This window comes from Methylobacterium currus (genome assembly GCF_003058325.1).
Taxonomy (GTDB): Bacteria; Pseudomonadota; Alphaproteobacteria; order Rhizobiales; family Beijerinckiaceae; genus Methylobacterium; species Methylobacterium currus.
Window position 1 is genome coordinate 1,934,744 of sequence record NZ_CP028843.1, and the last position, 21,762, is coordinate 1,956,505.

Consider the following 21,762-nt stretch of genomic DNA (forward strand, 5'->3'; position numbering starts at 1 on the left):
CGTCCCCCCGCCGCAACCCGACCGCGGCCGTTCCGGCGCAGATCAGAAGCGTTACAGACTATGGCCTTCGGCCGGCTTTGAACAGTCCCGGGCGCTGTGTTAACGAGGCGCCACCCGCCGCGCCCCGGCCGTCCGCCGGGGGTCCGCGGCCCCCTGACGAGGAATCCGCCCCGCACATGTCCGCCGACCAGACCTCCGCCCCCGACGCCCCGAGCCGGCCCTCGCACTTCTCCTACGAGGACCTGCTGGCCTGCGGCCGCGGCGAGATGTTCGGCGCCGGCAACGCCCAGCTGCCGCTGCCGCCGATGCTGATGTTCGACCGCATCACCTCGATCGGCCGCGACGGCGGCGCCCACGGCAAGGGCCACGTCCTGGCCGAGCTCGACGTGCGGCCCGACCTCTGGTTCTTCCCGTGCCACTTCCAGGGCGATCCCGTGATGCCGGGCTGCCTCGGCCTCGACGCCCTGTGGCAGATGGTAGGCTTCCATCTCGGCTGGCTCGGCGCGCCGGGCCGCGGCCGGGCGCTCGGCGTCGGCGAGGTGAAGCTCTCCGGTCAGGTGCTGCCGACCATGACGAAGGTCGTCTACGGCGTCGACATCAAGCGGGTGCGCCAGGGCCGCCTGGTGCTCGGCATCGCCGATGGCTGGCTCGAGGCCGACGGCGAGCGCGTCTACGAGGTGCAGGACCTGCGCGTCGGCCTGTTCCAGGCCGCGACCCCCGCCGCCGGCGGCTGAGCTGTCCCGAGCCCGTCTCCGCGCGGGGCGACCCCGTGGACGGCGGGCCCCGTGGCCCAGCGAAAAGCGGGCTGTTTCGGCCCGCCGGGACCCTTTCCCCCGATGGGCGGTTGAGATTACGGCATCGGGCGCCTAGGTGACATCCGCGTGGCGAGACCGCCCGCGGGCGCGTGTGGCGCCGCTCCGGAGGGTTCCGACGATCATGAGGCGCGTGGCAATCACCGGGATGGGCATCGTCTCGTCCATCGGCAATTCCACCCAGGAGGTTCTGGCGTCCCTCCGCGAGGCGCGCTCGGGCATCTCCCGCGCTGAGGACTTCGCGGCCCACGGCTTCCGCAGCCAGGTCCAGGGCGCACCCACCCTCGACGCCGAGACGGTGGTCGACCGCCGTGCCATGCGCTTCCACGGCGGCGGCACCGCCTGGAACCACGTCGCGATGGAGCAGGCGATCCGCGACGCCGGCCTGGAGCAGGCCGAGGTCTCGCACGAGCGCACCGGCATCATCATGGGCTCGGGCGGTCCCTCGACCCGCGCGCTCGTCGAGGCGGCCGACATCGCCCGCGCCAAGGGGCCGAAGCGCGTCGGGCCCTTCGCGGTGCCCAAGGCGATGTCCTCGACCGCGTCGGCGACGCTCGCCACCTGGTTCAAGATCCGGGGCGTGAACTACTCGATCTCGTCCGCCTGCGCGACCTCGAACCACTGCATCGGCAACGCCTCCGAGATCATCCAGGCCGGGCGCCAGGACATCATCTTCGCCGGCGGCTGCGAGGAGCTGGACTGGACCCTCTCGGTCCTGTTCGACGCCATGGGGGCGATGTCCTCGAAGTACAACGAGACCCCGTCGCGGGCCTCGCGCGCCTATGACCGGGCGCGGGACGGCTTCGTCATCGCGGGCGGCGCCGGCGTGCTGGTGCTGGAGGAGCTGGAGCATGCCCGCGCCCGCGGCGCGCGCATCTACGGCGAGGTCGCCGGCTACGGCGCCACTTCGGACGGCCACGACATGGTGGCCCCGTCCGGCGAGGGGGCGGTGCGCTGCATGCGCCAGGCGATCGAGGGGCTCAAGGGCGTCAAGATCGACTACATCAACCCCCACGCCACCTCGACCCCCGTCGGCGACGACAAGGAGATCGAGGCGATCCGCGAGGTGTTCGGCACCGGCGAATCCTGCCCGCCGATCGCCGCCACCAAGTCGCTGACCGGCCACTCGCTCGGCGCCACCGGCGTGCAGGAGGCGATCTACTCGCTCCTGATGATGAACAACGGCTTCATCTGCGAGAGCGCCCATATCGACGAGCTCGATCCGGCCTTCGCCGACATGCCGATCCTGCGCGCCCGCAAGGACGACGCGCAGCTCGGCCATGTGCTCAGCAACTCCTTCGGCTTCGGCGGCACCAACGCCACCCTGGTCCTGAAGCACGTCGACGCCTGACGTCTGTCCGGTGTCTTGACCCTCCTCGCGGCGTGGACAGGAGGCTGCCCGCCGCGTAAAGGCCCGATCCACCGACAACAGCGGAGGATCGGGCGTGACAGGTTTGATGGCAGGCAAGCGCGGGCTCGTGATGGGCGTCGCGAACGACCACTCCATCGCCTGGGGCATCGCCCGGGCCCTGGCGGCTCAGGGCGCCGAACTGGCCTTCACCTACCAGGGCGAAGCCCTCGGCCGCCGGGTCGGGCCGCTCGCCGGCACCCTCGGCTCGTCCCTGGTCTTCCCCTGCGACGTCGAGGACCTGGACAGCGTCGACGCCACCTTCGCCTCCCTCGATGCGGCCTGGCCCGAGGGCTTCGACTTCGTCGTCCACGCCATCGGCTTCTCCGACAAGTCGCAGCTCAAGGGCCGCTACGTCGACGTCACCACCCGGGAGAACTTTTCCCGCACGATGGTGATCTCGTGCTTCTCGTTCACGGAGATCGCCCAGCGCGCAGCCACGCGGATGCGCCCCGGCGGCTCCCTCCTGACGCTCACCTATGGTGGCTCGACCCGGGTGATGCCGAACTACAACGTGATGGGCCTCGCCAAGGCGGCGCTCGAGGCTTCGGTGCGCTACCTCGCGGCCGATCTCGGGCCGCAGGGCATCCGGGTCAACGCCCTCTCGGCCGGCCCGGTGCGGACGCTCGCCGGCGCCGGCATCGCCGATGCCCGCCTGATGTTCAACCACCAGGCCGCCCATGCGCCCCTGCGGCGCACCGCGACGCTGGAGGATATCGGCGGATCGGGCCTCTACCTGCTCTCAGCCCTGTCGGGCAGCGTCACCGGCGAGATCCACTATGTCGATTCGGGCTACAACATCGTCTCGATGCCGCGGCCGGAGGTGCTGAAGGCGCAGGATGCGGCGGGCGTGACGGACGCGTGACCGCGTCACGAGCCCCGGTCGCGCAGGAAGCAGCCCCCGGCAAGCCCGGGGGTTTTGTCTGACGCGGGCTTGAGGGGGCAAGCGAGTCATCGCGGCCTCCCTCGGCGGGACCTTCAGCGGCCCGATCATCACCTGCTGTCATGCGATCGCCTGCTCCAAGGAGCACTCTCGAGCGTGAGGATTTTCCTCTAGGGAAGTCATTTAGAGCGCCGCTCCCGGCATGACGATCGAGTACGGGCGAGAACGACGCAGGCGATCGAACGACGAATCGGACATCGCGGCACTGCACTGGTCGCGACCGAGACCGGAGGCAGCCGGGAGACCGTCGCGCGCGAGCGTCACGGGTCGTGTCGCGGCGACGGGGATGCCGAGGACACAATGAGTGTTTGATCGAAAGTCAGTATTTATTTATATTTATATGCTATGCGCAATTAGTCGAATCGTAGATGATCTGCTCCCCTGAAGATATTGATCCCGGGCAAGTCAAAGACGAAGGCTGCCAGCTCGCGCGAGACTGCGCCATGCTTAGCCGATATGTTGTCCAGGATCGAAGACCAGATTCAACGGCTGCACGTGCTTCCGCGTTTGGAGCCTGAGTGGGAGCAGCGCTTCCTCGTGGTGTCTGCCGAAAAGCGGACGAGATTGATTCGTATCTATACGATCCTAGCGGCAGCCATCTACGTGATCTGTCTCGGTATCGATCTCGCCAATCTGTCGAATCCGGTCGCGGCGGTCAGGGTTCGGCTTCTCGGGGCCGCATTCTGCCTGGCGTCGGCTGGATGCCTGCGCTGGACGGCAGTCCAGAACCATGGCGGGCTGGTCATCGTCGCGGTCGCGACCGCCGTGATGCTGACCAGCGGGTATCTCGGACAGTTCGGATCCGTCGAGATCAATCTCCTGTACAACACCGGAAGTCTGCTCGGGGTCGTTCTGGCGATCATCGGCATCCCGCTGGGCCTGCGGACGACCATCACGGCAGCCCTCCTCTGCCTGATCGCCTACGCCGCGTTCACGCTGGGGATTTCCGGAGCTGCTCTCGTCGCCCGGCTGAGCGCCGTCGGATACTTCTCGTTGATGGTGGCGGCCGGCCTCGTCCTGAACGTCGTGATGGAGACGAACGAACGGCACCGGTTCCTGCTCCAGGTCCGGAATGACTTGCAGAGCGACCAGCTGATCGAGGCGGGGAACGCCCTGTCGGTCGCGAACGCGAAGCTGGCTCAGGTGGCCTTGACCGACGGTCTGACCGGAATCCCCAATCGTCGCCGTTTCGACGAGCGCTTCGCCGAGATGTGGCACAGCGCGATGAAAGACGGCGATGGGATCGGCCTCGTGCTGATCGATGTCGATCACTTCAAACGGTACAACGATCATTATGGTCACCCCGCAGGCGATACCTGTTTGCGTGTCGCGGCCGAGACGTTGTCCGCCGAAATTCGCAAGAGCCACGGCCTCGTAGCACGGTACGGTGGCGAGGAATTCGCCGTTCTGCTGCGCGGGCAGGATGCCTGCATGGTCGCTCAGCGGCTGGTCGCCGCGATCGAGCGTCTCGGCCTGCCGCACGCCCATCGGGCAGACGGCTTGCAGGTCGTGACGATCAGTGCGGGATGTGCATTGGCGGGCCGCCAAGACAGGAGATCGGCGGCCGATCTCCTGTCGTTGGCAGATATGGCCCTCTACGATGCCAAACAGGCCGGCCGAAATCGTGCCGTCGTCTACGGTTGAGCAGATTTCGCAAAACCGGCTGCGGGGTTTGCCGGAAGACCTCGCGGCGAAGCGAGGACCTAAGCGGACACAGCGTTGGCTTGGCCACGCAAGTCTGCTTAGAGCCGCGCGACGCTTCGCGCGGTCGCGCGTTGTCGAGGCGATGCGACACGCGAGGAGAGCCCAGGATGCGGCGCGGCCACCCCGAACCCGATCCGGTGAGCCCCGGCCAGGAGAGCGTGTGGGACTATCCCCGCCCACCGCGCCTGGAGCCGGTTCGGGAGCGCCTGCGCGTTGTCTTCGACGGGGTCACCATCGCCGACACGGTGCGGGGCTGGCGGGTGCTGGAGACGTCCCATCCGCCGAGCTACTACCTGCCGCCGGGCGACATCATGCCGGGGGCGCTCGCTCCGGCGGGCGGCGGCTCCTTGTGCGAATGGAAGGGGCAAGCCGTCTACTTCGACGTGGTCGGGACCAAGCGGCGCGCCGGCCGGGCGGCCTGGGCCTACCCGCACCCGACGGAGGCCTTCGCGGCACTCGCCGGTCACGTCGCCTTCTATGCCGGGACAATGGACGCGTGCTTCGTCGGCGAGGAGCGGGTCGTCCCGCAGCCGGGCGGCTTCTACGGCGGCTGGATCACCCCGACCATCGTCGGCCCGTTCAAGGGCGAGCCCGGCACGATGGGGTGGTGAGCGCCACCACCCCCTCCCCTCACGCCGCCCGGTCCGCCGGCCTTTCCTCCACCAGGGCCACCACGTCCTCCCACCGCGACAGGAAGGCGGCGACGCAATCGGGGTCGAAATGCGCGCCGGCCTGCTCCTCGAGGAAGCGGCGCGCCCGCTCCAGCGGCCAGCCCGGCTTGTAGACCCGGGCCGAGATCAGGGCGTCGAACACGTCGGCGACGGCGGTGATGCGGCCGGGCAGCGGGATCTCGGTGCCCTTGAGGCCCTGCGGATAGCCGGCGCCGTCCCAGCGCTCGTGGTGGGTGAGCGCGATCTCGGCGGCCAGCCGCAGGAGGCGGGACGGGCTGTCATGCAGCATGCGGTAGCCGCGCAGCGCGTGCTGCATCATTTCGAACCGCTCGGGCTCGGTGAGGGGCCCGGGCTTGCGCAGGATGCTGTCGGCGACGCCGATCTTGCCGATGTCGTGCATGGTGGAGGCGAGCGCGATGTCGTTGCCCTCCTCCTCCGACAGGCCGAGCCCGTCGGCGATGGCGAGCACGCAACCGGCGACGCGGGTCAGGTGATCGCCGGCCTGATCGTCGCGGAACTCCGCGGCGAGCATCAGGCGGCGGATGATCTCGCGCTCGCGCTCTTGGCTCTCGGCCGCCGCCCGCTCGACCTCGCGGGTCAGCGCCCGGGCCTGGTTCTCCACCGCGTCCTGCGCCCGGGCGAGGGAGATCAGGTTGCGGCCGCGCAGGGCCAGGTCCGAGGCGTCGAGGGGCGGCAGCACCACGTCGGTGGCGCCGGCCTCCAGTCCTCGGCGGCGGGTCTCGGCCGGGTCGCCCTCGGCGATGAGCAGGATCGAGGTGTGGGCGAGATGCGGCTTCAGGCGGAGGGCGCGGATCACGCCCAGGGCGTCGAGGCCGGGCGAGGCCTCGATCAGCACCAGATCGGCGGATTTCGTCGCGAGGGCGGCGAGCGCCGCGCCTGGCTCGGGGACCACGAGGGTCGGAACGCCCGACGGAAACAACCGCGTCAGCCCACCGGGATCGGGCCGGGCCGTGACGACCACGACGGCGGGATCGGCTGCGTTGGTCATGGTCCCCGGGATTCCTTTCCGCGCCCGATGATGGCTCAAACTACGGCGACTTGATAAAGCATTCTTTAAGCTTCCGCATCGCCCAGGGACGCGGAAGGCTCAAGCGCGAACTGACGCAAGACCTTGATCTCGCATCGTTTCCTTGCCGGAACTGGGCCCTTGGAAAAAACTGCTTAGATGGTGAAATCCGCGCCGGCCCGCGGTCCGGCGACCTGCGCGGCCTCGGCCCGGCCGCAGAGGTCCTCCACGGTCACCGAATCGAGCACCGCGAGGTAAGCCCCGGCTGCCTCCGCGACCAGGGGGGCGACGACCAGGCCGGCGACGTCGTTGCCGGCGCGATCCGGTTCGGCCGCGTCCGGGCCGAGCACCGCCCGGGCGATGTCGCCGGCGGTGATCCGGCGGCGCTCGCGAGCGAGTTCGTAGCCGCCATGCGGCCCGCGCAATCCCTTGAGCAGGCCGTGATGCACCAGGGCCTGCAGCACCGCCTCCAGGTGCCGGGGCGGCAGGGCGTGGCGCGCCGCCAGCGCCTTGGCGCTCACCGGCTGGGGCCGGGCATGGAGGGCGATGTCGACCATCGCGGCGAGCGCGAGGCCGAGGCGCGGCGGCGCCAGAGCCGCGCCCGTCGCGGGCCGGGGGGAATGCACCACCGCGTCCAAGCGCGTCGTCAGCCGCGGCCGGTGGAGCCGAAGCCGCCGGCGCCGCGGGCACCGGCCTCGACCTCCGGAAAAGCCTCGACCACCCGCAGCGACGGCCGCACCACCCGGGTGAAGACGAGCTGGGCGACCCGCTCGCCCGGCCGCACCGTGAGGGTCGCGGTTCCCGGCGGGTTGCGGTTCCAGGCCGAGATCATCAGCGGGCCCTCGTAATCCGCGTCGATCACCCCGACGCTGTTGCCGAGCACCAGCCCCTCGCGGTGGCCGAGGCCGGAGCGCGGATAGACCATCGCGCACCAGCCGGGATCGCGGATCGCCAGGGCGAAGCCGGCCGGGATCAGGGCCGGGGGGCCCTGCGGCTCGAGCGTGATGGGGGCATCGAGGCAGGCATGGAGGTCGAGCCCGGCGGCGAGCGCCGAGCCCCAGCGCGGAAAACCCCACGCGGTCAGGCGCGGATCGAGGATCCGGATCGCGACGTCGAGGCCGCTGGCCTCCTCCGTCCCGCGGATCGAACCGCCCGTCCCTTGTGGCTCGCGGACCGAGCCGCTCATGCCCTGTGGCTCGCGGACCGAGCCGCTCATGCCCTGCCTCTCGCGGTCGAGGCCGCTCATGTCCTGCCACCCGGGCGGGACGCCACGGCGTCGGCGAGGGCGACGAGCCGGCGCGCCTCGTCCGCCTCGCGCCGCAGAACCGTGCGGCCGAGATGGGCGATGCCCGCCTGACCTCTCCCCTCCGGCGCGTCGAAGGCGGCGACGAGGGCCCGGGCGGCGGCGAGCGCCTCCGGGTCGGGCGCGAAGGCCGATTCGGCCCGGCGGGCGCCGGCGGGCGCCGTCACCACCGCCCCGTCGAAGCCGAGGCCGCGGGCGCGGCCGATCTCGAGGCGGTCGGCGGGGTCGAGCAGCACGTCGAGGTCGTGGGCGCGAGCGGCGGCGAGCGCCGTGGCGAGCCAGGCGAGGAGCGGCCCGGCCTCCGGCGCGCCGTGCGGCAGCCGGCCTTCGCGGGCCAGCGCGCCGGCATCGACGACGAGGCAGGCGAGCCGCGCATCGACGTCGCGCACCGCGCTCGCCACCGCTTCCGCCGCGAGGATCCCGAGCGGCGTGTCGAGGCTGGCCCAGAGCCGGACCCGCTCGGGCGCGTGCAGCCGGCGCAGGCGGCTGCCGATGCCGGCGAGATCCTCCGGCTCCTCGACCCGCGGCACCAGCACCGCGTCGGGCCCGGCTCCCGCCACCGCCGCGAGATCGGCCTCGCCCCAGGGCGTGTCGAGGCCGTTCACCCGCACCACCAGCTCGGCGGCGGCGAACCCGCCCTCGGCGAGGGAAGCCGCGAGGCGGATCCGTCCGGCCTCCTTGTCGGCGGGGGGCAGCGAATCGGCGAGGTCGAGGATCAGCGCGTCGGCGGGCTCGGATCGGGCCGCCGCGAGGGCGGTCGCGGTGGCCGGCACCAGGAGGGCGCTGCGGCGGGAGCGGATGTCGGTCATCGGTCGCGTGACTCCCCGAATGGCGGCGCATCTATGCCCCGGCTCAGGCCGTCCGTCACCCCAGCTGCGAGGCGAGGGTGCGGGCGAAGGAATCGATGTGGGCGCTCATCGCCGCCGCAGCAGCATCCGGGTCGCGCCGGCGCAAGGATCCGAGGATCACCGCGTGCTCCTCGGCCACCTCCGCGAGGTGGTGACCGGTGGCCAGCGACAGGGCCCAGAACCGCACCGAGCGACCGTGCAGCCCGGCGAGCACCTCGGCGAGCACCCTGTTGCCGGAGGCGTCGGCGATGATCGCGTGGAAGCGCCGGTCCGACTCCAGGATCGCGTCGAGATCGCCGGGTTGCGCCGCCAGGATGGCGTCGAGCTCGGCCAGAGCCGCCTCGCCGATCCGCCCGGCCGCGAGCGCCGCGCAGGGCGGCTCGGTGAGGCGGCGCACCTCGATCAGGTGAGCGAACTCGTCCATCGAGAGCGGCTGCACCAGCACGCCCTTGCGGGGCAGGATGCGCACCAGCCCCTCGTGCATCAGCCGGTGCAGGGCCTGGTTCACCGGCGTGCGGCCGAGGCCCAGCTCCGCACAGAGGCCCGCCTCGTTCAGCGCGTCGCCGGGCTTCAGCCGCAACGCCACGATGTCGTCCTTCAGCCGCCGGTAGGCGCGCTCGTTCTGCGACATGGTTGGGCACGAACCTGCACGCGTTTCCGCCACCGCCAAAGCTCCGCTCATTCGCCGCTCCCTTACCACGGGGGATGCCCCGCTTGGACCGGCTTGTGAAATATCACAGGCATGGTACTTGCAGAACCACACGCCGGGCGGCCGGTTCGCGGACCGCGGGAGAAGAGCGATGACGAGGGTGGATACGGTGAGCACGCATGAATTGGACGAGGGCTATCGCCGGGCGACGCTCAGGCTGATCCCGTTCCTGGTCTTCCTGTTCATCCTGGCCTGGATCGACCGGGTGAATGTCGGCTTCGCCAAGCTGCAGATGCTGTCGGACCTGAAATTCAGCGAGGCGGTCTACGGCTTCGGCGCCGGCATCTTCTTCATCGGCTACTTCCTGTTCGAGGTGCCGAGCAACCTGCTCCTGGAACGTATCGGCGCCCGCAAGACGCTGGCGCGGATCACCATCCTGTGGGGCCTCGCCTCGATGAGCCTCGCCTTCGTTCAGTCGGAGTGGGCGTTCTACGGCATCCGCTTCCTGCTCGGCGTGTTCGAGGCCGGGTTCTTCCCGGGCGTGGTGCTCTACCTGACCTATTGGTTCCCGAGCGCGAAGCGCTCGCGCATCAACGGCCTGTTCATGACCTCCTTCGCCATCGCGGGCGTGGTCGGCGGCCCGCTCGCCGGGCTGATCATGGGCACCATGGGCGGCGTCTCGGGACTGGCGAACTGGCAGTGGCTGTTCATCCTCGAGGGCATCCCGTCGCTGATCGCGGGCGCCGCGGTGCTGGCCTTCCTGCCCGACCGGCCGAAGGATGCGGCTTGGCTTGAACCCAGGGTCGCCGCCGCGATGACGGCGGTCGTCGAGGCCGAGGGCCGGGCCGCCGGCAAGGAGGCGAGCTTTAAGGTCGCGCTCCGCGACGGCCGGGTCTGGCTCTGCGCCTTGATCTATTTCTGCATCGTCAGCGGCAACGCCACGATCGCGTTCTGGACGCCGTCGATCATCAAGGAGATCGGCGTGAAGGATGCCATCGCGATCGGCTTCCTCGCCGCGGTGCCGTTCATCGCCGGCACCATCGCGATGGTGTGGACCGGGGCCCATTCCGACCGCACCGGCGAGCGCCGGCTGCACTGCGCCGTCGCGAGCCTGATCGCCGCCGCGGGCCTCGCCGCCACGGGCGCCCTGATCGGCCACGCGGTCCTGGCGCTCGTCGCCCTCACGGTCGCGGCGATCGGCATCCTGGCGGCCTTCCCGGTCTTCTGGTCGCTGCCGCAGACCTTCCTGGCCGGCACCGCCGCGGCCGGCGCGATCGCGGCGATCAACTCGATCGGCAACCTCGCGGGCTTCGTCGCCCCCTACGTGGTCGGCCTGTCGAACACGCTGACCGGCACGTCGAGCAACGGGCTGTACTTCGTCGCCGGGCTGGAACTGCTGGCGGGCCTGCTGGTGCTCGGCTTTGCCCGCTGGCGCGAGGGCGCCGCGACCGACCTGGCGCCGGCCGAGTGAATCAGGGAGAAAGACAGATGCTGACCTTCCATCGCGAGGCCGCAGGCCGCCGGGACACGATCGCGCTGGCGCCCGAGGCGCTGGTGATCGCCGGCTGGGCCGGGCGGGACGAGGCGGCGATCCGCCACCACATCGACGAATTGGCGGCGATCGGCGTGCCGCCGCCCTCCTCGGTCCCGGTCTATTATCGGGCCGCCGCCGCGACGCTGACGCAAGGCCCCCGCCTCGAGGTGCTGGGGCCGGATTCCTCCGGCGAGGCGGAGCCGGTGATCGTGTCGCTGGCCGACGGGCTCTGGCTCGGGCTCGGCTCCGACCACACCGACCGCAAGGCCGAGACGGTCGGAATCGCGCTCTCCAAGCAGATGTGCGGCAAGCCGGTCGGCACGGGCCTGTGGCGCCTCGACGAGGTCGAGCCGCATTGGGACGAGCTGGTGCTGCGGGCACATGCCACCATCGACGGCGAGCGGGTGCTCTATCAGGAGGGCCGGCTGACGGCCCTGCGCACCCCGCGCGACCTGTTGGCGCGCCGCCCCGGCGGGCCCGACCTCGCTCCCGGCACGGTGATGTTCGGCGGCACCCTCGGGGCGATCGGCGGCATCCGTCCGGCCGCCCGCTTCGAGATGGCGCTGGAGGACCCGGTGCTCGGCCGCACCCTGACCCACGCCTACGACATCGCCGTCCTGCCCGTGGTGGCCTGAACCCGCCATGGGGTCATGGGCTGCCCTGGTGGGGATCGCGGACGCCGCCTTCTGGGCGGCGCTCCTCGCCAAGATGCTGGCGAGCGCCGCGATCGTGGTGCTCGCTTCGCTGGCGGTCGAGCGGACCGGACCCCTCGTCGGCGCGATGATCGCCACCCTGCCGGTTTCGGCCGGGCCGGCCTACGTCTTCCTGGCGCTCGACCACGATGCGGGGTTTCTCCGCGACAGCGCGGTGGCGAGCCTGCCGGCCATCGCCGCCACCGCCCTGTTCATCGCGGCCTATGCGGGCATGGCCCGCCGGCACGGCGTTCTCCTCTCGCTCGCCACCGCGCTCGTCGTGTGGATCGCCGCGGCCCTGGGGCTCGCCCGCCTCGGCGGCGGGCTTTCGGGCGCGGGCGCGGCCACGATCCTGGTGATCCTCGCCTGCGCCGCGGCCTGCCGCGGCTTGCGCAAGAGCGGTCCGCTGCCGGCGCGGCCGGGACGGCGGCGCGACATCCTGGTCCGGGCCGCCATCGTCATGGGGCTCGTCGTCGCCGTGGTGCTGGCCGGACGGCTCGCGGGCCCGGCGGCGGCGGGAATTCTCGCCTTCGCCCCGGTGGTGATGGTGAGCCTGGCGGTGATCCTGCATCCGCGCATCGGCGGGACGGCCGTCGCGACGGTGCTGGTGCTAAGCCTGCCGGGGCTCCTCGGCTTCGTGGCGGCGCTCGCCGTCCTCGCCCTCACGGCCGAGCGGCTGGGGCCGGTCCTTGCCTTGTCGCTCGCCCTCCTGACCAATCTGGGCTGGAATGGCGGGATCCTGCTGACGAGCCGCCGAAACCACAAGCCCTCCCTCGCCCCTTCCCTGGAGACCGATTGAGATGACATCCGTCCGCGACGATCTCGAACGCCGCCTCGCCCTGATCGAGGCGCCGGCGAGCCGGCACGTCTTCACCAAGCTCTACCCGGAGGCCGCGCGCGCCGCCGCCGACGCAACGGACGCGCGGCGCAAGGCCGGCCTGTCGCTCGGCGCCCTCGACGGCACCATCGTGTCGATCAAGGACCTGTTCGACGTGCAGGGCGAGGCGACCACCGCCGGCTCGTCGCTCCGGCGCAAGGCCGAGGCCGCGCTCCAGGACGCGCCCGTGGTCGCGCGCCTGCGCCGGGCCGGCGCGGTGATCCTGGGCAAGACCAACATGTCCGAGTTCGCCTTCTCGGGCCTCGGCCTCAACCCGCATTGGGGCACGCCGGGCAACGCCGCCGATCCGAGCCTGGTGCCGGGCGGCTCGTCCGCCGGCGCCGGCGTCTCGGCGGCGCTCGGCACCTCCGACATCGCCATCGGCACCGATACCGGCGGCTCGGTGCGCATTCCGGCGGCGCTCAACGGCGTCGTCGGCTTCAAGCCGACGGCCCGCCGGGTGCCGCTTGCCGGCGCCTTCCCGCTCTCGCCCTCGCTCGATTCGATCGGGCCGCTCGCCCGCTCGGTCGAGGCCTGCGCGGCGGCCGACGCCGTGATGGCGGGCGAGGAATACCGGCCGCTCCGGGCGGCACCCTTGCGCGACCTGCGGATCGGGGTTCCCCGCGGCCTCCTGTTCACCGAGACCGACCCTCTGGTGGCGCAGGCCTTCGAAGCCGCCCTCTCCGCCTTGAGCGGGGCCGGCGCCCGCATCCACGACACCGAGTTCGACGATCTCCTCGCCCGCATGGCCGAGGCGACGGCGGCTGGCCCGATCGCCGCGGTCGAAGCGGCGGAGATCCATGCCGATTGGCTCGACGCCGAGGCGGCGGCCTTCGATCCGCGGGTCCATGCCCGCATCACCCGCGGCCGCACCGTGACGGCCGCGGCCTATATCCGGATGATGCGCGAGCGCGCCGTGCTGATCGAGGCCGGCGACGAGCGGCTGACGCCCCTCGACGTGCTGGCCCTGCCGGCGACCGCCATCCCGGCGCCGCGCATCGCCGCCGTGGCGGAGGACGACGCGGAATTCGCCCGCCTCAACCTGCTGATGCTGCGCAACACGATGGTGGGGAACCTGTTCGACCTCACCGGCATCTCGCTGCCGCTGGCGGGCCACGCGAAGCCGGTCGGCCTGATGCTGCTGGCGCGCCACGGCCAGGACCGGCGGCTCCTGGAGATCGCGGCCGGGGTCGAGGCGGCGTTGCGGCGCTGACGCTCTACGATCGCGGCCGACTGGCTTTTTCGTCTTCCCCCTCGTGCCGGGCTCCGCAGCGCGGTCCCGGAACGATCCGGACAATGTCCCGACGGGCGCGGATCGGCCCCCGGACCGACGCTCCGGACCGTCGTCGAGGTCGTAGACCCGGTAACATCCGCGGGGCCGCCATAGAAAGTGCCGCGGGTCGATGACGGCCCGCGGCACTCACTCTTCACGCAGTCTTCGAAACACTACGCCGCCTGACGGCCGAGATGCGCCGCCACGGTCGACACCCGCGAACCGACCATCTTGACGGCATCGCGCAGTTCTTCACCGCTCACGCCGAATTGGCCGGCCCAATAGGCGCGATCGTCCGGGCAATGGATGTCGATGTGCTGCGTGAAGCGCGGCTTGAGGGCGTCCTGAGAAGCGGACATGATCGTTTCCTGAACTGTTGAGTGTACCAGTCACCGCTGGCACGGGACGCGTCGCGTCATGTATCGGGAGAACGCTCGATTCTGGGAAAAGTTGCCGGGTCAGCACCTGCGCTGCTGCGGCAATCGCGCCCCGGAACGCTGGCGGGAGGCGACGGAGGCTGGTACCCGCAGGGCCTCGATTCCTCATCGGAAGGACCCGACCATGCGCCGCCTTCGCCCCGCCCTCGCAGCCCTGATGCTCGCGACCGTGCCGCTCGCCGGCTCCGCGCTCGCCCGCGAGATGCCGACGACGGCGACGACGGCGCCGGCCTCCGCCCGCAAGGCCAACGTGGTGATCCTCGCCACCGGCGGCACCATCGCGGGCGCCGGCGCCGATGCCAGCAACAGCGCCACCTACCAGGCCGCCAAGGTGCCGGTGGACAAGCTGATCGCCGCCGTGCCCAGCTTGAGCGAGCTGGCGAATGTCCGCGGCGAGCAGGTGTTCCAGATCGCCTCCGAGAGCTTCACCAACGCGCAGCTGGTGCAGCTCGGGAAGCGCGTCTCGGCCCTGCTGAAGCAGGACGACGTCGACGGCGTGGTGATCACCCACGGCACCGACACCCTGGAGGAGACCGCACTCTTCCTCAACCTCGTCGTGAAGAGCGACAAGCCGATCGTGGTCGTCGGCTCGATGCGGCCCTCCACCGCCCTCTCGGCCGACGGCGCCCTCAACCTCGCCGACGCGGTCGCCACCGCGGCGAGCCCCGCCTCCAAGGGCAAGGGCGTGCTGGTGACGATGAACGACGAGATCCAGTCCGGGCGCGACGTGACGAAGCGCGTCAACATCAAGCCGAGCGCCTTCTCAAGCCAGTGGGGCCCGCTCGGCATGGTGGTCGAGGGCAAGACCTACTGGTTCCGCGCGCCGGTGAAGCGGCACGGGACGTCGTCGGAGTTCGACATCGACACGATCGACACCCTGCCGGAGGTCGCGATCGTCTACGGCTCGGGCAACATGAACCCGGGCCCCTACACCGCTGCCGTGCAAGGAGGCGCCAAGGCGATCGTGCATGCCGGCACCGGCAACGGCTCGGTGGCGGGCTACCTCGTCGAGACGCTGAAGGACCTGCGCGCCAAGGGCACGCTCGTCATCCGCTCCTCTCGCGTCGGCGACGGCTTCGTGCTGCGCAACGCCGAGCAGCCCGACGACCAGTACGACTGGGTCGTGGCCCACGACCTGAACCCGCAGAAGGCCAAGATCCTCGCCGCCGTCGCCCTGACCAAGACCAGCGACACCAAGGAGCTGCAACGGATCTTCTGGGAGTACTGAGCGGCTGCCGAACCCGACAGATCAGCAAGCTTGCTGATTCGGCTCCATCGAACGGCGTCGTCCCGGGTTGCGCTTTCGCGGCCCCGGGACGACGCCGCGGATGTCGAGACGGCCGAGCGGGCCGGACCCGCGGAGGGACGATTCCGGCGCCGACGTGCTCCCCGACCGCCGATCATGACACGCGGTCCGCCCCCGTCGAGACACGCCGCAGCGCACCCCCGATGCGCCGCGCAAGCTGGACAAGCCCCGCCCGACCCTGCCACTCTCCCGCGAAACAACATTTCGCAGGGTGGAAACGTCGATGATCAGCGCGAATTTGAATGGGCGCCGGGTGCTCGTCACCGGCGGCGCCTCGGGGATCGGGCTTGCGGCCGTCACGCTCTTCGCCCGCTGCGGTGCCGAGGTGATGCTCAACCACCTCGCCGAGGATGCCCGCGGGCCCGACGCCGCCGCGCGGCTCTCCGCCGAGGGGCTGAAGGTCCGGGCGCTCCCCGGCACCGTCTCGGTGCCCGGCGAGGCCGAGGCCATGGTGGCGCGCGGGATCGAGGCGCTCGGCGGCCTCGACGTGCTCATCAACAATGCCGGCACCCCGGCCTCGACCACGCCGATCGACTTCGCCGATCTCGACGCGATGACCGAGGAATTCTGGCAGACGATCCTGTCGACCAACCTGATCGGCCCCTATCGCTGCGCCCGTGCGGCGGCGCCCGCCCTGCGCCAGGCCAAGGGCGCCATCGTCAACACCGCCTCGGTGGCCGGGCTCGGCCAGCGCGGCTCCAGCGTCGCCTATTCGGCGAGCAAGGCGGGGCTGGTGAACCTCACCCGCAGCCTCGCCCGGGCCCTCGCGCCGGACGTGCGGGTCAACGCCGTGGCGCCGGGCCTGGTCGAGACGCCGTGGACGGAGAACTGGCCGGCGGCGCGCAAGGCCGAATCCGTGTCGCGCACCTTGCTCGGGCGAATGGCCAGGCCTGAGGACATCGCCGAAGCCATGCTGTTCCTCGCCGCCGGCGGGGCCTACGTCACCGGCCAGACCCTGGTGGTCGACGGCGGCATGCTCTGAGGGAGGCTTCCATGTCGCGCAAGACCGTCATCACCTGCGCCCTCACCGGCTCGTTCGACACCGCCTCGAAGAACCCGGCGGTGCCGGTGAGCCCGCAGGCCATAGCCCAATCGGCCCTGGAGGCCGCGGGCGCGGGCGCGGCGATCGTCCACATCCACGTCCGCGATCCTCAGACGGGCAAGCCCAGCATGGAGCTGTCCCTCTACCGCGAGGTGGTTGAGCGGATCCGCGAGAAGAATGCCGACGTCGTCCTCAACCTGACCACCGGGGCCGGCGGGCGCTACGTCGCCGGCGATCCGGACCCGGCGGTGGCGGGCCCCGGCACCACCCTCGCCTCGCCGGAGGCGCGCACCCGCCACGTCACGGCGCTGCGCCCTGAGATCTGCACCCTCGACGTCGCGACGATGAATTTCGGCGAGCACGCCTTCATGAACACGCCCGCCCATCTGCGGGCGATGGCGGCGCTGATCCGCGAGGCGGGGGCGAAGCCCGAGATCGAGGTGTTCGATCTCGGCCAGATCGAGCTCGCCCGTCACCTCCTGGCGGAAGGCCACCTCGACTCGCCGCCGATGTTCCAGATCTGCCTCGGCATCCCGTGGGGCGCGCCGGCGACGCCCGAGACCCTGCTGCAGATGCGCGACCGCCTGCCCCGGGACGCGGTGTGGTCGGCCTTCGGCATCTCACGGGCCGAGTTCCCGATGGTGGCGCTCGCCGCCACCGCCGGCGGCCACGTCCGGGTCGGGCTCGAGGACAACCTCTACCTGTCGCGCGGGCAGCTCGCCCCGAGCAACGCGGCCCTGGTCGAGAAGGCCGTGAGCCTGCTCGCCCATCTCGACTGCGCCCCCGCCAGCCCGGCCGAGGCGCGGGCGATCTTCGGGCTCTCCGCCTGATCAGCGCGCTTGGCCGGAAGGCCATGCGCGCTGACCCGGGGGCGTGGCCGAAACGCCACGCTCACGGACCGTTTTCCTGCCGCGCCCAACCCCCGCCCTACATGGCACCCGACAATCCGGCCGGGTTCGCAGGCGGCACGCCTGCGGGCAGACTGCCGGAATCGGGGCAGGTTGCAGTTCCGCCGTAAAGATTCCGCAGACGGCGGGGATGTAGCATCGCCCCACGGGCGGGCATGGATTGCCGGAAAGGGGAGCCGCGGCGGGCCCGATATCCCGAGGCCCGCGGCCCCCGAGGGAGTATTTGGGATGATCGGAAGCGGTTACGGGAGGGCCCTGATCGCCGCGGGCCTCGCGGTGCTGGCCGGCGGTGCGCAGGCCGCGCAATGCGGCAACTCGGCCGCCGGGTTCGAGACCTGGAAGCGGGAATTCGCCGACGAGGCCCGCGGGCGCGCCAGCCCCGCCGCCATCTCGGCCCTGATGGGCACCTCGTACTCGTCGGCCACCATCGCGGCGGACCGGGGCCAGAAGAGCTTCAAGCTCTCCCTCGAGCAGTTCATGGCCAAGCGCGGCGGGCCGGCGATCATCGCCCGTGGTCGGGCGATGAAGCGCTCGCAAGCCGCCATGTTCGACTCGATCGAGCAGCGCTACGGCGTTCCCGCGGGCCCGCTGCTCGCGATCTGGGGCATGGAGACGGCGTTCGGTGCCGTGAAGGGCAACGTCAACACCCTGTCGGCGGTGGCGACCCTGGCTTATGATTGCCGCCGCTCGGCCTACTTCACCGACCAGCTCTACGCCGCCCTGGCCCTGGTCGACCGCGGCGTCCTCACCGCGAATACCCGCGGCGCCGCGCATGGCGAGATCGGCCACACCCAGTTCCTGCCGAAGAACGTGCTGAACTACGGCACCGGCGGCAGCCTCGACAACGCCTCGGTCGCCCTGAACTCGACCGCGAACTTCCTCAAGGCCCATGGCTGGCGCGCCGGCGCCGGCTACCAGCCCGGCGAGCCGAACTTCGCGGCGATCCAGGGCTGGAACGCCGCCTCCGTGTATCAGCGCGCCATCGCGATCATCGGCGCCAAGATCGACGGCGAGTGATCGCGAGGTGAGACAGCGGCCCCGGGAGACGCGTCTCCCGGGGCCGCTGTCCCATGCGTCAGCCTCGCGAGGCGCGGTCGGACGGACCGCCCCGCCCGATCCGCGGCAGGTCGCTCGCGCCGCTGCCCGGCACCACGACGAGGCGGCGGACCTCGCCGCGCAGGAAGGCCTGCAGGAATCGGTCGTAGTTGCGGAACGAGACGCAGCCGTTCGAGGCGCCGCTCGGTCCGAGCATGTAGGTGTGGGCCAGCAGCCCGACCCGGTTGTGGATCGTGCCGCTGCCGCCGACCGGGTTGAGCCGGATCGCCCGCACGCCGTGGAACAGCGCCTCGCGCTCGGTAAGGTCGTAGGTGCCCGGCGGCGTGGCGCCGCGCATCTTCAGGTGGACGTTGCGCGGATCGTCCATGTGCGGCCCGAGGCCGGAATGCGCCTCCAGCGATTCGCCGCTCGGCAGGGTCACGGTGCGGGCGCTGATGTCGTAGATTGCGACGCCGGGGCTGGCGCTCAGGCGTGGACGCGGGCTCGGATCGAGGCCGCCGGGCGCCGCATAGGCGAGGGTCTGCGACGGGGCGCTCGATCCCCCGCCCCCGAAGATCCGGTCGAACAGCGACGGCTCCTCCGGCAGCGCGGCCTTGAACACGCTCTGGGTCGACGCCATCGCCTGGACCGGGCGCCGCGGCGCGCGGGCCGCCAGCACGGTCGGCATCGGGCGCTGATCGGACGGGCGCAATTCGGGCGGGCGCGGCACCGGGAGGGGTACGGCGACGAGCGGCGTGGTGGCCGGCTGGACCGCCGCGGATGGCTCGGCCGGAGGTGGCATGATGGAAGGCGGCGCAGCCTCGGCGACGCGCTGCGGCTCGGGGGCCGGCGATGGCGCGGGGTCCGTGGCCGCGACAAGCGGGCCAGCCTCGGCCGAACCATCGCGGGTGAAGCCTGCCGCGTCGCGCCCCAGGGTCGGCAGCGGCGCGAGCATCCAGCCGAGCTCGGCCGGGGAGAGGCGGGCCTCGCGCAACGGCGCGACCGGCTCCGCCGCGACACCCGCCACCGGGACACGGGCCTCGTCGCGCGGCACCAGGCCGGCGGCGGCGCCGATGCCACCCAGCACGGCGGCGATGCCGAGGAGGCGCCGGTTGCGGCGGCGGCGACGGAGGGAGCCCGGGGCGAGGCGACCGGACGAATACGCAACGAGGTCCATGCGGCCTGTACTCGATGGCTTGTCCCGCACGGGCCCGCCCGGCCGGCCGCCGGCGCGCGAGCGCCCGACGGGCCGGTGAGATCGGCCGTTTAGGAAAGGATCAACCTTAAGCTCTCGTATTGAGCGGCCTCTTGGTTAATCCCGGCTAAATGAGATCGCCTGAATCCGAAGAATTCGTGGCGCCCTGATGGCAGGCGGACCAGGCCGGTGCCGTGGGCCGCCGCACCCGGGTGATCCAGCCCATGGCGTCTCGTCCACACCGCCCGGCGCGAGGGGCCGTGGCGTGCGCCTCGAGGGGGTGGGGTCGGGAGCGCGGGCGAACTGGACCGGCACGAAGGCGGGAAACTGGCTGTAGGGAATGGGCCGGATCGCCGTTACGCCTCCGCTTGTCCGATGCATCGGTGCCGGTCGGCACCCTCGTCCCGACCGAGATGGTTTCGTCCGAGACATCCATGCCCGATCCGACCTCCCTCGCCCTCTTCACCGCGGCGGCCTTGGTGCTCGCCGTCACGCCCGGTCCGGGTCTCTTCTACGTTGCCGCGCGAAGCCTCGCCGGAGGACGCGCCGACGGCGTCGCCTCCAGCCTCGGCACGGGTCTCGGCGGCATGGTCCACGTCCTGGCGGGTGGTCTCGGCGTTTCCGCCCTCGTGCTCGCCAGCGCGGAGCTGTTCGCGGTCCTGAAGCTCGCGGGAGCGGCCTATCTGGTCTGGATCGGCATCCGCACGCTGCGCGCCGCCCGCCGGAACGCGCAGGAGCCGGTGCCGGCCGGCGCGCCGCCGGCGGGACCCGGGGGCGCCTTTCGCGAGGGCGTGCTGGTCGAGGCCCTGAACCCCAAGACGGCGGCGTTCTTCCTGGCCTTCCTGCCGCAATTCGTCGATCCGGCCGCCGGGTCCGTCGCGCTGCAATTCGTGGTTCTGGGCTCGGTGTCGGTCGCCCTCAATACCCTGGCCGATCTCGCGGTCGCCGTCGCGGCCGGCCGCCTGCGCGCAGGGGCCGCGTCCCGCCCGGGGCTGGTCCGCCGCCTGCGCGAGACCTCCGGCGCCGCGATGATCGCGCTCGGTCTCGGCCTCGCCCTCGTGCGGCGGCCCGCCGCCTGACCCCGACCGGAAGGATCGATCCCATGCGTTTCACCGGCCTGTCCGCCTTTCCGATCACGCCCGCCGATCCCGAGGGCCGCGTGGACGTCGCGGCCCTGCGCCGCCTCGTGGCTCGCCTCTGCGCGGCGGGGGTCGATTCGATCGGTCTCCTCGGCAGCACCGGCTCGTATCCCTACCTCACCCGCGAGGAGCGCCGCCGGGCGCTCGACGCCGCGCTCGACGAGGCGGGGGGACGGGTGCCGGTGATGGTCGGGATCGGTGCGCTTCGGACCGACGAGGCTGTGCGGCTGGCCCAGGACGCCCTTGCGGCCGGCGCCGCGGCCGGGCTGCTCGCGGCGGTCTCCTACACGCCGCTCACCGACGAGGAGGTGTTCGAGCATGTCGCCACGGTGGCGCGGGAGAGCGGCCTGCCGCTCTGCCTCTACGACAATCCCTCGACCACCCATTTCCGGTTCGGCCCGGAGCTGATCGGGGCTCTGAGCCGGCTGCCCGGCATCGTCGCGGTGAAGAGCCCGGGCCAGGAGCCGCAGGCGGTCGCCGGGCACCTGGCGGCCCTGCGCGCCGCCGTGCCGCAGACCGTCTCCCTCGGCTATAGCGGCGACTGGACCACCACCGAGGCGCTCATCGCCGGCGCGGATGCCTGGTACAGCGTCGTCGCCGGGCTGTTTCCGCAGGTCGCCCTCGACATCGTCCGCGCCGTCCAACGCGGCGATGCGGCGGAGGCGCGGCGGCTCGATGCTCGGCTCGGGCCGCTCTGGGCCCTGTTTCGGGACTATTCGAGCCTGCGGGTGATGTTTGCCTGCGCCAACCTGCTCGACCTCTGCCACGCCGCGCCGCCGCGGCCGATCCTGCCGCTCGGCGAGGTGGCGCGGCAGCGGGTGGCCGAGGTGATCCGCGCGCTCGATCTCCGGTAGGCTAGGCACCTGAGGAGAGAGGACCGCAGGGTTCTGGCCCGGCCGTTGCATTCCCGGCCCGTCCGTGGCTGATACCGGCGGCATCGGCCCCTCGAAGGAACACGC

At 71.6% G+C, this 21,762-nt stretch carries 22 protein-coding genes; 15 read left to right on the forward strand and 7 right to left on the reverse strand.

Annotated features, from left to right (window positions below; genetic code table 11):
* Positions 1-176 precede the first annotated feature (176 nt).
* The 5 genes from fabA to DA075_RS09030 all read left to right on the forward strand — a co-directional run bounded on the left by fabA (position 177) and on the right by DA075_RS09030 (position 5,478).
* Positions 177-734: a 3-hydroxyacyl-[acyl-carrier-protein] dehydratase FabA gene (gene fabA, locus DA075_RS09010; protein ID WP_048462671.1), complete on the forward strand. Its 558-nt coding sequence runs from the start codon at positions 177-179 to the stop codon at positions 732-734.
* A gap of 202 nt (positions 735-936) precedes the next feature.
* A complete protein-coding gene (gene fabB, locus DA075_RS09015) occupies positions 937-2,163 on the forward strand; it encodes a beta-ketoacyl-ACP synthase I (protein ID WP_099952909.1) in 1,227 nt (408 codons plus the stop codon).
* A gap of 94 nt (positions 2,164-2,257) precedes the next feature.
* Entirely contained in the window at positions 2,258-3,085 is an 828-nt protein-coding gene (gene fabI / locus DA075_RS09020; RefSeq protein WP_099952910.1) for an enoyl-ACP reductase FabI, read from the forward strand.
* Between the two features lie 534 nt (positions 3,086-3,619).
* A complete protein-coding gene (locus tag DA075_RS09025; protein WP_099952911.1) occupies positions 3,620-4,807 on the forward strand; it encodes a GGDEF domain-containing protein in 1,188 nt (395 codons plus the stop codon).
* A gap of 167 nt (positions 4,808-4,974) precedes the next feature.
* A complete protein-coding gene (locus DA075_RS09030; RefSeq protein WP_099952912.1) occupies positions 4,975-5,478 on the forward strand; it encodes a DUF427 domain-containing protein in 504 nt (167 codons plus the stop codon).
* A 19-nt stretch (positions 5,479-5,497) separates the two neighbouring features.
* On the opposite strand, the gene DA075_RS09035 is transcribed toward DA075_RS09030, so the two are convergent.
* The 5 genes from DA075_RS09035 to DA075_RS09055 all read right to left on the reverse strand — a co-directional run bounded on the left by DA075_RS09035 (position 5,498) and on the right by DA075_RS09055 (position 9,347).
* Positions 5,498-6,547, reverse strand: coding sequence for an HD-GYP domain-containing protein (locus DA075_RS09035; protein ID WP_099952913.1), 1,050 nt, complete (start codon positions 6,545-6,547; stop codon positions 5,498-5,500).
* Between the two features lie 173 nt (positions 6,548-6,720).
* A complete protein-coding gene (locus DA075_RS09040) occupies positions 6,721-7,191 on the reverse strand; it encodes an RrF2 family transcriptional regulator (RefSeq protein WP_269153887.1) in 471 nt (156 codons plus the stop codon).
* Positions 7,192-7,211: 20 nt separating this feature from the next.
* Positions 7,212-7,811, reverse strand: coding sequence for a dUTP diphosphatase (dut, locus tag DA075_RS09045; protein WP_420813128.1), 600 nt, complete (start codon positions 7,809-7,811; stop codon positions 7,212-7,214).
* Positions 7,808-8,677, reverse strand: a complete 870-nt coding sequence (locus DA075_RS09050; RefSeq protein WP_099952914.1) for an aldolase/citrate lyase family protein — start codon at positions 8,675-8,677, stop codon at positions 7,808-7,810. The genes dut and DA075_RS09050 overlap by 4 nt, the downstream gene beginning before the upstream one ends.
* A 55-nt stretch (positions 8,678-8,732) precedes the next feature.
* Positions 8,733-9,347: a GntR family transcriptional regulator gene (locus tag DA075_RS09055; RefSeq protein WP_244936545.1), complete on the reverse strand. Its 615-nt coding sequence runs from the start codon at positions 9,345-9,347 to the stop codon at positions 8,733-8,735.
* Positions 9,348-9,516: 169 nt separating this feature from the next.
* On the opposite strand from DA075_RS09055, the gene DA075_RS09060 reads away from it, so the two are divergent.
* From DA075_RS09060 to DA075_RS09075, 4 genes are read left to right on the forward strand one after another with little or no spacing between them, the layout of a single operon-like run.
* Positions 9,517-10,836, forward strand: a complete 1,320-nt coding sequence (locus DA075_RS09060) for an MFS transporter (RefSeq protein WP_099952916.1) — start codon at positions 9,517-9,519, stop codon at positions 10,834-10,836.
* Between the two features lie 17 nt (positions 10,837-10,853).
* A complete protein-coding gene (locus DA075_RS09065; RefSeq protein ID WP_099952917.1) occupies positions 10,854-11,534 on the forward strand; it encodes a DUF2848 domain-containing protein in 681 nt (226 codons plus the stop codon).
* Positions 11,535-11,541: 7 nt separating this feature from the next.
* The gene (locus tag DA075_RS09070) at positions 11,542-12,390 is read left to right on the forward strand and encodes a hypothetical protein (protein ID WP_099952918.1); all 849 of its coding nucleotides are present in this window, start codon (positions 11,542-11,544) and stop codon (positions 12,388-12,390) included.
* A gap of 1 nt (position 12,391) precedes the next feature.
* A complete protein-coding gene (locus tag DA075_RS09075; RefSeq protein WP_099952919.1) occupies positions 12,392-13,681 on the forward strand; it encodes an amidase in 1,290 nt (429 codons plus the stop codon).
* Positions 13,682-13,914: 233 nt separating this feature from the next.
* On the opposite strand, the gene DA075_RS09080 is transcribed toward DA075_RS09075, so the two are convergent.
* A complete protein-coding gene (locus DA075_RS09080) occupies positions 13,915-14,100 on the reverse strand; it encodes a DUF3606 domain-containing protein (RefSeq protein ID WP_099952920.1) in 186 nt (61 codons plus the stop codon).
* A 202-nt stretch (positions 14,101-14,302) separates the two neighbouring features.
* Between DA075_RS09080 and DA075_RS09085 the strand changes: the two genes are divergently transcribed.
* From DA075_RS09085 to DA075_RS09100, 4 genes are all read left to right on the forward strand, one after another.
* Positions 14,303-15,406 carry an asparaginase gene (locus DA075_RS09085; protein ID WP_099952921.1) on the forward strand — a complete coding sequence of 368 codons (1,104 nt, stop codon included), beginning with the start codon at positions 14,303-14,305 and terminating at the stop codon, positions 15,404-15,406.
* A gap of 301 nt (positions 15,407-15,707) precedes the next feature.
* Positions 15,708-16,466: an SDR family NAD(P)-dependent oxidoreductase gene (locus DA075_RS09090; protein ID WP_099952922.1), complete on the forward strand. Its 759-nt coding sequence runs from the start codon at positions 15,708-15,710 to the stop codon at positions 16,464-16,466.
* An 11-nt stretch (positions 16,467-16,477) separates the two neighbouring features.
* On the forward strand, positions 16,478-17,356 hold the full coding sequence (locus DA075_RS09095) for a beta-keto acid cleavage family enzyme (protein ID WP_174800077.1): 879 nt from the start codon (positions 16,478-16,480) through the stop codon (positions 17,354-17,356).
* Positions 17,357-17,662: 306 nt separating this feature from the next.
* Positions 17,663-18,451, forward strand: a complete 789-nt coding sequence (locus DA075_RS09100; RefSeq protein WP_099952924.1) for a lytic murein transglycosylase — start codon at positions 17,663-17,665, stop codon at positions 18,449-18,451.
* Between the two features lie 58 nt (positions 18,452-18,509).
* Here DA075_RS09100 and DA075_RS09105 read toward each other — a convergent pair whose 3' ends face one another.
* A complete protein-coding gene (locus tag DA075_RS09105) occupies positions 18,510-19,646 on the reverse strand; it encodes a DUF2778 domain-containing protein (RefSeq protein WP_099952925.1) in 1,137 nt (378 codons plus the stop codon).
* 452 nt (positions 19,647-20,098) lie between these two features.
* Between DA075_RS09105 and DA075_RS09110 the strand changes: the two genes are divergently transcribed.
* Together DA075_RS09110 and DA075_RS09115 are read left to right on the forward strand one after the other, a co-directional pair.
* Entirely contained in the window at positions 20,099-20,743 is a 645-nt protein-coding gene (locus DA075_RS09110; protein ID WP_099956504.1) for a LysE family translocator, read from the forward strand.
* 23 nt (positions 20,744-20,766) lie between these two features.
* Positions 20,767-21,657 (forward strand): dihydrodipicolinate synthase family protein, encoded by an 891-nt coding sequence (locus DA075_RS09115; RefSeq protein ID WP_099952926.1) that lies wholly within the window; start codon positions 20,767-20,769, stop codon positions 21,655-21,657.
* Positions 21,658-21,762: the final 105 nt, after the last annotated feature.

What these genes read in the sequence shown, in the direction of transcription:
- dut (WP_420813128.1), bottom strand. Translation starts at nt 7,811, where the DNA reads ATGAGCGGCCTCGACCGCGAGAGGCAGGGCATGAGCGGCTCGGTCCGC.
- DA075_RS09080 (WP_099952920.1), bottom strand. Translation starts at nt 14,100, where the DNA reads ATGTCCGCTTCTCAGGACGCCCTCAAGCCGCGCTTCACGCAGCACATC.
- DA075_RS09070 (WP_099952918.1), top strand. Translation starts at nt 11,542, where the DNA reads ATGGGGTCATGGGCTGCCCTGGTGGGGATCGCGGACGCCGCCTTCTGG.
- DA075_RS09025 (WP_099952911.1), top strand. Translation starts at nt 3,620, where the DNA reads ATGTTGTCCAGGATCGAAGACCAGATTCAACGGCTGCACGTGCTTCCG.
- DA075_RS09105 (WP_099952925.1), bottom strand. Translation starts at nt 19,646, where the DNA reads ATGGACCTCGTTGCGTATTCGTCCGGTCGCCTCGCCCCGGGCTCCCTC.
- DA075_RS09100 (WP_099952924.1), top strand. Translation starts at nt 17,663, where the DNA reads ATGATCGGAAGCGGTTACGGGAGGGCCCTGATCGCCGCGGGCCTCGCG.
- fabB (WP_099952909.1), top strand. Translation starts at nt 937, where the DNA reads ATGAGGCGCGTGGCAATCACCGGGATGGGCATCGTCTCGTCCATCGGC.
- DA075_RS09095 (WP_174800077.1), top strand. Translation starts at nt 16,478, where the DNA reads ATGTCGCGCAAGACCGTCATCACCTGCGCCCTCACCGGCTCGTTCGAC.
- DA075_RS09050 (WP_099952914.1), bottom strand. Translation starts at nt 8,677, where the DNA reads ATGACCGACATCCGCTCCCGCCGCAGCGCCCTCCTGGTGCCGGCCACC.
- DA075_RS09055 (WP_244936545.1), bottom strand. Translation starts at nt 9,347, where the DNA reads ATGTCGCAGAACGAGCGCGCCTACCGGCGGCTGAAGGACGACATCGTG.
- fabA (WP_048462671.1), top strand. Translation starts at nt 177, where the DNA reads ATGTCCGCCGACCAGACCTCCGCCCCCGACGCCCCGAGCCGGCCCTCG.
- DA075_RS09090 (WP_099952922.1), top strand. Translation starts at nt 15,708, where the DNA reads ATGATCAGCGCGAATTTGAATGGGCGCCGGGTGCTCGTCACCGGCGGC.
- DA075_RS09085 (WP_099952921.1), top strand. Translation starts at nt 14,303, where the DNA reads ATGCGCCGCCTTCGCCCCGCCCTCGCAGCCCTGATGCTCGCGACCGTG.
- DA075_RS09030 (WP_099952912.1), top strand. Translation starts at nt 4,975, where the DNA reads ATGCGGCGCGGCCACCCCGAACCCGATCCGGTGAGCCCCGGCCAGGAG.
- DA075_RS09060 (WP_099952916.1), top strand. Translation starts at nt 9,517, where the DNA reads ATGACGAGGGTGGATACGGTGAGCACGCATGAATTGGACGAGGGCTAT.
- DA075_RS09065 (WP_099952917.1), top strand. Translation starts at nt 10,854, where the DNA reads ATGCTGACCTTCCATCGCGAGGCCGCAGGCCGCCGGGACACGATCGCG.
- DA075_RS09115 (WP_099952926.1), top strand. Translation starts at nt 20,767, where the DNA reads ATGCGTTTCACCGGCCTGTCCGCCTTTCCGATCACGCCCGCCGATCCC.
- DA075_RS09035 (WP_099952913.1), bottom strand. Translation starts at nt 6,547, where the DNA reads ATGACCAACGCAGCCGATCCCGCCGTCGTGGTCGTCACGGCCCGGCCC.
- DA075_RS09075 (WP_099952919.1), top strand. Translation starts at nt 12,392, where the DNA reads ATGACATCCGTCCGCGACGATCTCGAACGCCGCCTCGCCCTGATCGAG.
- DA075_RS09110 (WP_099956504.1), top strand. Translation starts at nt 20,099, where the DNA reads ATGCCCGATCCGACCTCCCTCGCCCTCTTCACCGCGGCGGCCTTGGTG.